Below are 12,769 nucleotides of genomic sequence, written 5' to 3'. Positions count from 1 at the left end.
ACTAAAGCGCATAGCGTCTTGTGCGCTGCACTAAGCTAGACCGAGTTTTTTTAGGCGATAACGGCATTGGGGACCGCTGATTTTTAATAAGCGTGCCGCCTCTAAAACATTACCCTGAGCGCGTCGATACGCGGCTTCTAATAAGTGATGCTCGATATCTTCTAAACTATGCTTGCTCGCCATTAATTCATTCAACAGGGTATTGGCATTATTATCCAAGATGGTATGAGGCTTCAGTTGCCCATCTTGGTCAATGACTAAGAAATTATCCTCTGGTAACGGCATTCCCAAACACACATGCTTCGATTCAATCCGCCCTTGTGTATCCGCCAAAATTACCCCACGCTCCAATAAATTCTCTAGCTCGCGAATATTCCCCGGCCAATCATACGCATTAAAGCGCTGCAAGGTTTCATCGCTAATTCCTTGCACTTGCTTGCCGTATTTTTCGTTATAGCGCTGAATAAACTTACGAATTAAACCCTGCATATCGGCGCGACGTTCCCGCAAAGGAGGGATGAGAATCGGAAATACATTTAAACGATAAAACAAATCAGCCCGAAAAGTCCCTGCTTTAACACGCGCCTGCAAATCTGCATTAGTAGCAGCAATCAAACGCACATCGACTTTTATCTTTTCTGTTCCGCCAATCCTTTCAAATTCACCGGTTTGAATCACGCGTAGTAATTTAGCCTGAGCCTGCTCACTGAGCTCACCGAGCTCATCTAGGAATAATGTACCGCCATTAGCACGTTCAAAACGTCCCGCCCGTGACTTATCGGCACCAGTATAGCCGCCTTTTTCTACGCCAAATAATTCAGATTCAATCAAATCACGGGGCAAAGCGGCACAATTTACCGCAATAAAAGGCCCTTGTTGACGCTTACCCATTTGATGCAAAGCATTGGAAAAGATCTCTTTGCCCACGCCCGTCTCACCGAGCATTAATACGGTCACATCCGTTTCAGCCGCCTTACTCAATAGATACATAGTGTCACGCATTTCAACCGAATCGGTCACAATATGCTCAGGGCGGGCATGGGCGTGCATTTCACCACGTAATAAACGTACTTCTTCTTCTAACGAATGCAGCTTATCCGCTAAGGATTCACGACTAAATAAATCGGCCAGTTCATCAGCATCTTCCCATGCTTCCAGAGGCTTACCGATAATGCGACATTGCGCATCGCCCTTGCCGACACACTCGACTTCTTTAAAATAAACCGGCTTACTCATAAACGTGCTGGTATAGCCTGTCGCATACCCCAATAAATTCCAACACACCGGTTGACGCGAGAGACCATATAAACGCAGATGCTCGGCTGCCTCAAAAGAGTTTTTCCAAGTAAATTCGCCATAAAAGTGCCCTCGGGGTTTATCCATATCGACGCGGACAGGTTTGACACTGACGACACCTTCTAAGGCATGAAGCTGGGGGCCAACCAGAAACATATCCATGATATCATGGGCATTAGCACGAATTTGCTGGGCTAAATGCGCATCCGAATCACCCGCCGCATAGCCCATGCGCATTAAGACACCGCGTGCATAGTCTTCACCAAACGATTGAATAAGTTCACTACGCATGGAGCCAAAAGCGGAAGCATGGAGCAGAATCATGCGCTGTTGCCCTAGCCAAATATTGCCGGACTCTCCCTCGAAACGAATCATCGCTTTTAAGTCTTGATCTGAGGGATAAGTCGATTTTTTGCCGCGCTGACTCATGGGCAACTCCTGCTCTCACTGGGAGTGCCTAGTGTAACTGATACACACTAATTTTTATCGATATTTTTTAAAATAGCGATATTTTAACTAGAGGCTGCTGAAGTAGAGCTGACCATTTAGCTCCAGCAAATACCAACCCTCCCACGCCATTAAAACCGCAAACAGCCATAGCAGCACACCCAAGCTACGGATCATGTAAAGATAAAGTGAACTGCTTAAAAAATGGCGGAAACGCCCCGTGATCAGGGCAAGAACCATTTTCGAACCCACTAATAAGGTATAAAAGGCGACTAAAAAGCCGAGCGCCGCCCACCAAGAATAGTGTGCAGCGCGATAGACTAAAGGCGCTCCCACTGGCAGCCAAAACAAATAAGGGTGTGGATTTAACCAATTCGCTATCATGCCCTTTTTAAGCGACGCCCCTGCTTTTGCTGGTTTGGTCAAATCTAAAGCCTCTGTGCGCAAGGTCTCATAGCCCATCCACAGCAAAACACCCGCGCCCAATAGCGAAATAAGGCCTAAGGCAAAATCCATTTTACTCAGTTGCCCAACTAACAAGAGCGCTACTACAACAATGGGAATATCGGTAATCAAAGGACTCAATGCTATTTGAAAACCAGCTCGTGTGCCATGGCGCAAGGTTTCTGATAAGACTAAGGTGAGGGTTGGTCCTGGTACGAACCCCGCATAAAACCCCAACATTAAACCTGCTAAAATAAATGACATCCCGACAACTCACTAAAGGCTAGTGCGGTATTTTAATAGAAACGCTTTCAGCCTTACTATAATCTTGAGAAGCCAGTTCCCATCCTAAAGGAAATGCTGTTATGACCAATTCAGTTAGAGTGGCTACCTTTAACAGTCTTGCCGAAGCTGAAATCGCACGCGGTATTTTGGAAGCGAACCATATTCCATGTGTGGTTTATGGCTACAGCTCTGAACGCCCACACTTAAACCTATCCATGGGTGTGCCTATTGCTGTAGCACCTCATGATCACGCCAAAGCCTCGGAACTATTAGCCATTAGTTTCAATGGTAGTCTAGCGCAAGGTGCTCAATGGGCGTGCACCCAATGCACCGAAACGATCGAAGCACAGTTCGTTCAATGCTGGAATTGCGGCGCGAATCGCCCGATTTAATCCCTTTATCAATTAGGTAGACTAACCCTTCCATTTGTCAAGAAATGCAACCTTTTTCCATAAAAACTCATCTAATGTAACAAACATAGTATTTAAAAAACGATTTAAAAACGTAGATAACCAAAATCCCGTTTTAATCGCTGGAGTTGCCAAGAGCGCTCCGCATCTTCGCCCTCTTTAGATCATGCGAGCCTCTTAGCTTCCCAACGCGACCAACGGGAGGGAGAGGTAGGAGAGCGGATTATGTTAAGAAAAACACGCGATTGGCTATGGCAAAAAGGCATTAATTGGCTGAATGCTATTCCCCCTAATGAACCCGACAGCAGCGCCTATTGCAATTTTGATTTCCTAGAGCATACGGTACGTCCTGGTGATGTGATTTTATTTGCAGGTAAAGCACGCGTCAGCAAAGTCATTCAAATGGTAACGCTTTCACCATGGACGCATGCCGCCATTTATATTGGGCGTATTGCTGATATTCGTGATCCCATCGCCCGCGAAAAATTACAAGCGCATTACCATGGCGACCCTAATGAGCGCTTAGTCGTTGAATCGTTGCTAGGCCAAGGCACCATTGTTAATCCTATCAGCCATTATCGCCAAGAACATTTGCGTATCTGCCGCCCCTCTGGACTCGATTGGCGCGATAGCGAGCATGTGGTAAATGCTGCGATTGATCACCTTGGCCTAGATTATGATGTGAAACAGCTATTAGATTTAGCACGCTTTTTATTCCCTTATGGCATTTTACCTAGACGCTGGCGCTCTTCTTTGTTTCAGCATAATGCAGGCAAGCCCACGCATATTATTTGCTCCAGCATGATTGCACGCTGTTTCCAGCAAGTGCGCTATCCGATTTTGCCCGTGATCCGCTCTAAAACGGATAAGCCTCTTAGTTTTGCTGAACGTAATTTTAGATTGGTGATCCCGAGCGACTTTGACTTTTCACCTTATTTTGAGGTTATCAAATACCCCGCTTGGAATTTTAGTGAGCAGCCCGTGTATCGCTCCTTACCTTGGCAAACGGAGGAAGATGTCGAAGTCGCACAAGTGGTTCCGGCCAGAACATTTTTGCCAGCACCGATGCGTAAACGTTTTACTGCCGTATTTTTTAGCTAGACACTAACACCCAATAGCCTTTTGTTGTAATATCGTTCTGAAAAATAGATCAAGAGGCTACAGGTTTAATGGGGGTTCATCAACTATTGGCAGCGACCTCTAGTTCTACAGGGCTGGTTTCGTTAAAACATTGGACGCTACAGTACGATGAGCGAGGGATTGCTTGGCTAGGCTTAGCAGTGCACCAGTCCAAAGTGAATGTTCTACATCAGGCGATGATGTTGGAACTTGAACAGATCTGCCAGCATTTAAAGCAAAACAAGCCACTAGGCTTTGTTATTTTCTCCAGCAAGCCAGATAGTTTTTTGGCAGGCGTTGATTTGCGTTTTTTCGAGCTGATCAAAGACCAGCTTGAATTTAGCCGCCTTGCACAACAAGCACGTGATATTTTTGCTTGCCTTGCTCAACTACCCATCCCTTCGGTGAGCTTGATTGATGGCGCTTGCTTAGGTTCAGGCATCGAGTTAGCGCTTCTTACTACTTACCGTATTGCTAGCGATAGTCCTAAAACGATTTTTGGTTGTCCTGAAATTGCCTCAGGCTTTCATCTTGGTTTTGGAGGTACAGTGCGTATCATGGAGCACATGGGGGCTAGTGCTGCTATGGATATGATGCTAAAGGGCTATCAAGTCAGCGCCCAAGCGGCGCTACAGAAAGGCTTGGTGGATGCGATTTGTCCAGCCTCTCAATTAAAAGCCAGTGCCACGCACTATTTACTCAAACGCCCGCGCCGTGTATCAGCCGCACCTTTTTCCTTATTACTCGATAATATTTTAGTGCGACCTTGGTTAGTTGCGAAGTGGCGTAAAAGGCTTATCGAACAAAACATGAAGCCGGAGCATTATCCAGCACCCTATGCCCTACTTCAGTTATGGTCTAGTAAGGGGCGTGATTATAAGGCGATGTATGAAGCAGAAGCTAAATCGGTTCATGAGCTGGTTTTTAGTGAGCAGTCTCACAATTTAATCCGCCTGCAATTCCTAAAAAGCCGCCTCAAAACCTTTAGTCGTCACAGTGATTTCAACGTCGGTCACGTGCATATCATTGGTGCAGGTATGATGGGACGTGCCATTGCCGCTTGGTGCTTAAGCCAAGGATGCCGCGTTAGTCTGCAAGACACGACTGAAACTGCCCTTACTCAGGCAATCAGTTATGTACATGATTTTTTGCAGAAAAATGAACTCAATACTGAGAAAATCCCCAATTTCTTGGCTCAACTAAAAGCTGATCCAAAAGGTACAAAGATTGCGACAGCGGATGCTGTTATTGAGGCTTTGCCAGATAAATTAGCCGCTAAACAAGAAGTTTTAGCGTGGATTGAAGAGCAAGCACGACCTCAAGCACTGCTTGCTACTACAACGTCGATACTTCCCTTCGATAAACTGGCTGCGGTGCTATTAAAGCCTAAGCGTTTGGTGGGATTACATTTTCTTAATCCGATTGAGCGTTTATCCTTGGTGGAGGTGGTCTATCAGCCACAGCTTACTGATCAAGAGGCAATTAATAAGGCCAGCACTTTTGTCAAACAAATCAATAAGCTCGCTTTGCCCGTTCAAAGTACAGCGGGTTACCTGATTAATCGCATTCTTTTTGCTTATATCCTCCAAGGAATTCGCTTATATCAACAACATGTACCGCATACTGTGATAGATAAGGCAGGTATTGACTTCGGTATGCCAATGGGACCTTTGCAACTCGCTGATTTATATGGCTTAGACTATTGCAGACAGCTCGGTGAATTATTAGCCAAGACCTACCAAGTGAAATTACCAGAATTAGTCATCACGATGGCGAATAGTGGGAAATTAGGCCAAAAATCGGGCACAGGTTTTTACCGTTACCGTTATGGCAAAATGATGAAACCTGAACGCGAGGCTTGGGATGGCAATGTTTCTGCTTTACAGGATAAGCTGATTAATCAAATGCTTGAGGAGGCGGCTTTATGCTTGGAGCAAGGTATTGTTGAAGACCAAGACTTATTGGATGTGGCTGTTGTTTGTGGCACTGGCTTTGCACCATTTCGCGGTGGCCCCTTGCATTACGCCCTAACGTTACGTAAAGATTCCCTGTTGAAGGAGAGCGCCCTTGAATCTCCCCACCGTTAAACAATTACGCTATTTTATTGCGCTAGAAACGTATGAGCATTTTGGTAAAGCAGCGGAAGCTTGTTTTGTATCACAGTCGGCTTTTAGTACAGCCATTCGCGAATTAGAATCCACTTTAGAAGTTCAGTTAGTCGATAGAACAAATAAAAATGTTACCGTGACCCATATTGGCCGTCAATTAGCGGTTGAAGCGCGCCGGTGCCTGCGTGATTTAGAATCCTTAGTTGAATTAGCACGTAGTAATCAACAACCCTTAACTGGCGAATTACGCATTGGCGTCATTCCTACCGTCGCTCCTTTTTTATTGCCAAAAATTCTGCCTAAATTACGTGAGTCTTTTCCGCGCTTAAAAATATTTCTTACTGAAGATATTACTCAGCGTATTTATGATAAATTGATGGCAGGCGAACTGGATTTAATGCTTTTAGCGCTACCTTATAATCTACGCAATGTCGAAGTTTTAACGCTTTTTGAAGACCCTTTTTACCTAGCCTGCCGCGAACCTTCGGAACACATTAACCCTACTCATTATACTTTTGATGATTTAAAGCCTGAAAGCATTCTATTACTAGAAGATGGTCATTGTTTACGAGATCATACTTTATCGGCTTGTCATTTACAGGATGTCGAGAAAATTAGTCGTTTTGAAGCGAGTAGCTTATTAACGTTAGTGCAAATGCTGGATGCCGATTTAGGGATTTCTTATTTGCCTGAAATGGTCGTAGGCTCGCCTTTATTAGCGGGGACTGAGGTTAAGTTATGGCCGCTTGCTGAACGTAGCTTTCGTGAAATTGGCTTAGCTTGGCGGCGCGGAAGTGCGCGTGAACAGGAATTCCAACAATTAGGCAAGGCTATTCAAAACGCTTGGCTGACGCCGCCAGTTGATGACGATAATAAGTCATAAACGGCGGATTGCGTCCCGACAATAAACGAATAGCGCGTTGCTCACGATAAACTACATCACTATTATTTGCTTTCACCGTCAATTGCAATCGATAGCTTGAGGATTCGCTCGAGTCCATTAAATCACTCGTAAACGAAGGTTTTATCCACCCGCCTTTAGCATCCAAGCGCTCCTGCAAATAAGCATCGACTGCCGCCGAATCGCCATCCGCTAGTAGCATTAAAACATGGCGCGGTGCTAACATAGGATTTATTACTGATCCATTGGAGTAAACTGAAAAATAATCTACCAGCGTATTATAGACATCGGGCGTCATCGCTAATACTTGCTGCAATTCTTCAATGGTCTCAAATGGCGCATCTTTCGCACCAGCAGTACGCCCTGCCCGCTCATAATCCTCATCTTCAGCGCCATTAACACGCTTTAATGGATCTGCATCACGAAAATCCTCGATTTGATCGAGCAATACTTCACTATCGGCATCCGATAACTTAGCAAACTTTAAGCCTCTTTGAATCAAATCACGTGGCGCTGTATTGAGATTGATTAAACCATTCTCGCCCACCACACGAATTTCGGTTTGAAAGTCCTGATAAGGCCATAGCAAAACTTGATCACCGCCAAGTTTTAATTCACGCTGATCCGGCGGAAGTGAAAGTTGCAACACCGTATAATGCGCGGCAGCCTCAGCGATGGCTCGTGCTTGTGCGGTTTCACGGGCATAGCTCATCATATTGCTTTCTGTTTTGACTGTATAACTTAGCGTCACGGCTAGGCTCAGCATGACCACAATCATCCATAGCACCATAATGAGGGCGACACCACGCTGCTTAACCACCAACATAAGCATCTACTTGTGGCAAATCGACGATCAGTTCCGGCCACACTTGCTTATCCTTGCCTTGGATGCTGGCTTTAAATAACAAAGGATAAACAGGCTTATCTAGCCACTCATCTTCCCAAGTCGGCTCTTCTTCGCTACTAGCTGCTGCATAATAGGAAAAACGCAGCTCAGCCAGACCTTGATAAACCGGCACCGCTTCAACTTGACTAAGCGCATCTTCCCAACTCTGATCGGGACGATAAGGCGCATAACGCATTTCTAAGCTTTGTTCTTCACGGCTTTTAACCACTTTCAATTCAATAAGGTAAATACCGCCTTGTTGTTGCAAAGGCTGAAGCGGGGCAGCATAACGCACATAATCTTTTGCACCATCAAACGCAAAACGATAGCCCTCTTTCGTTTGTAAACGTACCACCATGGCTTGGCTGAGTTGATTGCGCAAAAACTCACTTACTAAACGTTGATCGCTAGTTGCTAAAATACGCCGATCCACTGCTTCCCATGCACGGCTTAAATTATAAAAACTAGAAAAAAGCGCCACAAATAAAGTCGCTAACAGTGACAAAGCAATCATCATTTCCAACAAAGTAAAACCTTGTTGCTTAGGCCGACTCATGGTTTTTCTTCCCCAAAACGCATAGAGTTCAGTTGAAACGCGCGGGTTTTCCCTGCGCTATCCCAGCGTACCTGCACCGTGACTTGAAAGGCTTGAAGCGATAAGGAGGAGGCTTCAGGATTTTTTAATAACTTCAACGGCACCATGTCCACGAACCACTGATAGCGTGTTCCTGTCACTTGGCCACTCAGCTTGCCTTGTTGTATAGGAATTTCTTTGCCGAGAGTTTGGAGTTGGGATTCAGCTACTTGAATCGCAGCACTATATTCTTCGCTCAGCGCTGCGCTTTGCATGGCGCCACTAAATAATTGAATTAGGCTACCAATCACAAGCGCCATTAATACGAAGGCGACTAAGATTTCGAGTAAGGTAAAACCCGAGGAGTAAGACCTAGCGCGTACTAACCCGCCCACTGATCCACTCCACATTGATGCGATAGGTTTCACCTTTAACCGTCAGCTCGACTGAACCGCCGGTAGAACTGCCATCTGGATAAAAACGAATATTAGCTTGCTGTGTAGAAATGACTTCGCGTGTGGCGGTATTAATTTTAGGGCTAACCCCATCAGACAACTGATGCTTTTGCGGATGCCCCTCTAGCCAATATAATTTCGCGCTCGTGTCCATCGCCCAAACCGTTTCCCGTTGACGTAAAATCGCGACGCTACGTGCGTGGCGCAAGCTAGTAGCCAGCTCTTGCGCCGCATTCCGCAATACGGGGCCTTCGTTTAAGTTAGCGGCCACAACCCCCATCATTAATCCCACAATCGCCAGTACCACAATTACTTCTAATAAACTAAAGCCCTGTAGTTTTTGCATAGTTTAATACGGATTATTTCTTCCAAACTGAAATATCAGCATTTTCACCTTCCCCACCAACCGCTGCATCAGCCCCTAAAGACACGACATCATAAGGCTCATCGGCACTCGCTCCTGAACTTTTATATTGATATTCATTATTCCAAGGATCGATAGGCAATCCTTTTTTCAAATAGGGACCATTCCAACCGCGAGCCCCTGAAGGCGCTGCTACCAACGCCTTTAATCCTTCCGCTGTCGTCGGATAACGCCCTACTTCAAGGCGATACATCTCCAAAGCGGCGCTAATATTTTCGATTTGAACCTTTGCTGACTGGCTTTTCCCTTTACCCAAGGTTTTCATAGCCTGTGGGGCAACAATCCCTGCAATCAAGCCAAGAATCACGAGCACAATCATTAATTCCATTAAGCTAAAACCACGCTGTGAAGCCACAGTAGGCTGGCTATAAACAGTGAACATATCAATCAAACTCCAAGTTTATTTTTATGATTAAGGATTTGGCTATGTATCAGTGAACTAAATTCGTCATATTAATCATCGGCAACAAAATCGCGAACACAATCACTAAAATCGCCATGGCCATCACTAAAATCAGCAGCGGCTCTAATAAGGCTAAGAGACGTTTTATGGAAGTTTTCACCTCATCATCATAAATGACCGCAATGTCATTTAATAACTCTTCCATCCGTCCCGTTTCCTCCCCCACTCGCATCATGTGCAAGGCATAAGCCGGAAAAACTTTCTTGCTCAATAAGGTGCGCGTGAGGGTTTCGCCTTGCTTTAAGCTTTCGGCGGCCTCAGCGACCGAGCGCGCCATAATGCGATTACCCATCGTATTTTTTACAATATGCAACGACCCTAATAACGGCACACCATTATGTAACAACGTACCAAGGCTGCGTGAAAAACGCGCCATTTCTACTTTGCCCACCAAAGCACCGATCAGAGGCCAGTGTAAGATCGAACGATCTAACCATAAACGGGCTTGCTCATGAGTGAATAAAAAACGTACCAATAAAACTAAACCCAAAGCCACGCCCAATACCACCCACCAATACTGTTGTAGTATTTGCCCTAACCCCACCACAAGCTTAGTGACCGTTGGCAGTTCGGCTCCCATATCACTAAACATTTGTGAGAATTGCGGCACGACAAAAAACAATAAAGCAAAAATCGATGATAAGGCTACGACCAATAAAATCGTCGGATAAATCAATGCTGAAATGACGGTTCCACGTAATTCTTTGGCTCTCAGCAAATAATCGACCAAGCGTGCTAAGGCATCACCAATCGAACCGCTCGCCTCCCCTGCTCGCACCATATTCACGTAAAAACGATTAAATTGCCCTGTGGTTTCGAGGGCATCAGCAAAATGAACACCGCTACGCACACGGGTTTGTAAATCACGAATTAAATTGGCTAAGGCTGGGCTAGATACAATTTCTAATTGAATACCCAAGGAGCGATCTAGTGGCAAACCGGCTTTCAACATAGAGGATAATTGCTGGGTAAAGGCCACAATCTCATCTTGGTTGACTTTTTTCGTAGCAAACCAACTGCTACGCGCCATGGGTGTAGCAACAACAGCGGCTGGCTGAACTTGTGCACTTACACGAATCGGCATTAAACCTTGCTGATGCAATAGCTCCAGTACTTGCGCCTCATTACTGGCCTCTAGCGAACCTTGTTTAGCCTCACCCGCAGCACTAATCGCCTTATACTCAAACGCTGGCATTCGGTGACCCCTCAGCCACGCGTAACACCTCATCGAGGGTGGTCACACCTTTTAACGCCTTAAATAAACCATCTTCGTATAAAGTACGCATTCCATTCCGTCGTGCTTGCTCTTGGATCACGCCTGCGTCTTCGTGCTTTAAAATAAGGCGACGTAGCGCATCATTCATCACCAGTACTTCATGAATAGCACTACGCCCTTTATAACCAGTAAAACCACAGGCCGAACAGCCTTTTGCCTGCCACAAACGCAAATCGCCTTCCGTTTGATACTGGCGCAACCCCAATTCCGCTTCAAGCTCAGGCAGTACAGGATAAGACTCGCGACATTGTGGGCATAAACGACGCACTAAGCGTTGGGCGAGAATGCAATTGACCGTTGAGGTAATCAGATAATCCTCAATCCCCATATCCATCAAACGCGTAACACCGCCTGCTGCATCATTGGTGTGGATAGTGGATAAAACCAAGTGGCCGGTGAGTGCCGATTGGATCGCAATGCGCGCCGTTTCCACATCGCGCATTTCACCGATCATAATAATATCGGGGTCTTGACGTACAATAGAGCGTAGGGCATCAGCAAAATTCAAACCAATTTTAGGATTAGCTTGAATCTGATTAATGCCTTCTAGCTCGTACTCCACTGGATCTTCGACGGTAAGAATTTTGTTTTCAGCCGTATTGAGTTGCGTAAGCGCCGCATAAAGTGTTGTAGTTTTCCCAGAGCCGGTAGGCCCTGTCACGAGTATAATACCATGGGGCTGTGCCAATTCACGCTGCAAACGCTCATAGTTTTCTGGCGAAAACCCTAAACTATTCAAATCGAGTTTGACGCTATTTTTGTCCAATAAACGCATTACTACACTTTCACCGTGCATCGTTGGCACCGTAGAAACACGCATATCAATCTCTTTGCCTTGTGCTTTTAATTGAATGCGCCCGTCTTGTGGCAAACGACGCTCAGCAATATTTAAACGTGCCATCAGTTTAATACGCGACAAAATCGCGGCGGTCATTGCGGCGGGAGGGGATTCCACTTCATGAATCACCCCGTCAATCCGATAACGAACTTTCAGCAGATTCTCGAAAGGCTCAACATGAATATCAGAGGCACGCCGTGACATGGCTTGGGTCATAATATGATTCACAATTCGAATCACGGGCGCTTCGCTCGCCATATCTTTTAAATGCTCAATATCATCCGTATCGTGATCAGTATTAGCAATCTCAAACTCATCTTCCTCCACTTTGGTTTGGGTATTGCTATATAAACGTTCGATTTGAGTGCGAATTTCAGAGGGCAAACCCAATAAGGCTTTAATCCTTTTCCCGGCTGCCAATTCCAAAGCCTGTAGCGCAAAACGATCACTGGGATCAGCCATTGCCAGCACTAATTGATCACCTTCTACCCGTAACGGCACCACGGCCGCTGTCCGCATATAATTTAGCGAAATACCCACCTGCTCCAAGGCGTGTTCAGGGTAATCACGGGTCGTGGCCAACGGCAAACGAAGATGGCGTGATAAGACTACTGCCACTTCTTGCTCGGTCAATAAACCAAGGCGTACTAAGACGCTACCAAGGGGTTGATGGATTTCATGCTGGGCGCGCAAGGCACGTTCTAAATCGGCCGGTTTAAGTTTGCCTAATTGAACGAGACGTTCACCAAAACGTTGATCGGGAGGTGTCGCAGCAGCAGCCAGCATAGCGTTTTCTTTATAATAATTGTGGCTCAACAACAGCAAAGCGCTGTATTTTGCGTT

Annotated in this window: 13 protein-coding genes; 4 read left to right on the top strand and 9 right to left on the bottom strand. The window is 45.7% G+C overall.

Annotated features, from left to right (window positions below):
* Positions 1-30: 30 nt before the first annotated feature.
* Both A3IE_RS0107825 and A3IE_RS0107820 read right to left on the bottom strand, forming a co-directional pair.
* Positions 31-1,725 carry a sigma-54-dependent Fis family transcriptional regulator gene (locus tag A3IE_RS0107825; protein ID WP_020395052.1) on the bottom strand — a complete coding sequence of 565 codons (1,695 nt, stop codon included), beginning with the start codon at positions 1,723-1,725 and terminating at the stop codon, positions 31-33.
* A gap of 87 nt (positions 1,726-1,812) precedes the next feature.
* Complete coding sequence (locus A3IE_RS0107820; protein ID WP_020395051.1) at positions 1,813-2,451, bottom strand: LysE family translocator; 639 nt, start codon at positions 2,449-2,451, stop codon at positions 1,813-1,815.
* A gap of 101 nt (positions 2,452-2,552) precedes the next feature.
* Here A3IE_RS0107820 and A3IE_RS20205 point away from each other — a divergent pair, with 101 nt between their 5' ends.
* The 4 genes from A3IE_RS20205 (at position 2,553) to A3IE_RS0107800 (ending at position 6,992) form a co-directional block, all read left to right on the top strand.
* Entirely contained in the window at positions 2,553-2,864 is a 312-nt protein-coding gene (locus A3IE_RS20205; RefSeq protein ID WP_020395050.1) for a putative signal transducing protein, read from the top strand.
* Between the two features lie 243 nt (positions 2,865-3,107).
* The gene (locus A3IE_RS0107810) at positions 3,108-3,983 is read left to right on the top strand and encodes a YiiX/YebB-like N1pC/P60 family cysteine hydrolase (RefSeq protein ID WP_020395049.1); all 876 of its coding nucleotides are present in this window, start codon (positions 3,108-3,110) and stop codon (positions 3,981-3,983) included.
* Between the two features lie 68 nt (positions 3,984-4,051).
* Positions 4,052-6,088 (top strand): 3-hydroxyacyl-CoA dehydrogenase NAD-binding domain-containing protein, encoded by a 2,037-nt coding sequence (locus A3IE_RS20200; RefSeq protein ID WP_020395048.1) that lies wholly within the window; start codon positions 4,052-4,054, stop codon positions 6,086-6,088.
* Positions 6,069-6,992, top strand: a complete 924-nt coding sequence (locus A3IE_RS0107800) for a LysR substrate-binding domain-containing protein (protein ID WP_020395047.1) — start codon at positions 6,069-6,071, stop codon at positions 6,990-6,992. The genes A3IE_RS20200 and A3IE_RS0107800 overlap by 20 nt, the downstream gene beginning before the upstream one ends.
* On the opposite strand, the gene A3IE_RS20195 is transcribed toward A3IE_RS0107800, so the two are convergent.
* Genes A3IE_RS20195 through gspE form a run of 7 tightly spaced genes read right to left on the bottom strand, consistent with a single transcriptional unit; the run spans position 6,940 to position 12,712 of the window.
* On the bottom strand, positions 6,940-7,836 hold the full coding sequence (locus tag A3IE_RS20195; protein WP_020395046.1) for a type II secretion system minor pseudopilin: 897 nt from the start codon (positions 7,834-7,836) through the stop codon (positions 6,940-6,942). The two genes, A3IE_RS0107800 and A3IE_RS20195, sit on opposite strands and share 53 nt — an antisense overlap.
* Positions 7,823-8,452, bottom strand: coding sequence for a prepilin-type N-terminal cleavage/methylation domain-containing protein (locus A3IE_RS0107790; protein WP_020395045.1), 630 nt, complete (start codon positions 8,450-8,452; stop codon positions 7,823-7,825). Before A3IE_RS0107790 ends, A3IE_RS20195 begins: the two co-directional genes overlap by 14 nt.
* On the bottom strand, positions 8,449-8,865 hold the full coding sequence (locus A3IE_RS0107785; RefSeq protein WP_020395044.1) for a type IV pilus modification PilV family protein: 417 nt from the start codon (positions 8,863-8,865) through the stop codon (positions 8,449-8,451). The genes A3IE_RS0107790 and A3IE_RS0107785 overlap by 4 nt, the downstream gene beginning before the upstream one ends.
* Positions 8,843-9,271, bottom strand: coding sequence for a GspH/FimT family pseudopilin (locus A3IE_RS0107780; RefSeq protein ID WP_020395043.1), 429 nt, complete (start codon positions 9,269-9,271; stop codon positions 8,843-8,845). Before A3IE_RS0107780 ends, A3IE_RS0107785 begins: the two co-directional genes overlap by 23 nt.
* A gap of 13 nt (positions 9,272-9,284) precedes the next feature.
* On the bottom strand, positions 9,285-9,731 hold the full coding sequence (gspG, locus tag A3IE_RS0107775; RefSeq protein ID WP_020395042.1) for a type II secretion system major pseudopilin GspG: 447 nt from the start codon (positions 9,729-9,731) through the stop codon (positions 9,285-9,287).
* 49 nt (positions 9,732-9,780) lie between these two features.
* Entirely contained in the window at positions 9,781-11,007 is a 1,227-nt protein-coding gene (locus A3IE_RS0107770) for a type II secretion system F family protein (protein ID WP_020395041.1), read from the bottom strand.
* Positions 10,994-12,712, bottom strand: coding sequence for a type II secretion system ATPase GspE (gene gspE, locus A3IE_RS0107765; RefSeq protein WP_020395040.1), 1,719 nt, complete (start codon positions 12,710-12,712; stop codon positions 10,994-10,996). Before gspE ends, A3IE_RS0107770 begins: the two co-directional genes overlap by 14 nt.
* Positions 12,713-12,769: the final 57 nt, after the last annotated feature.

The organism is Thiolinea disciformis DSM 14473 (genome assembly GCF_000371925.1).
Taxonomy (GTDB): domain Bacteria; phylum Pseudomonadota; class Gammaproteobacteria; order Thiotrichales; family Thiotrichaceae; genus Thiolinea; species Thiolinea disciformis.
This window is presented reverse-complemented; position numbering and strand designations above follow the sequence as displayed.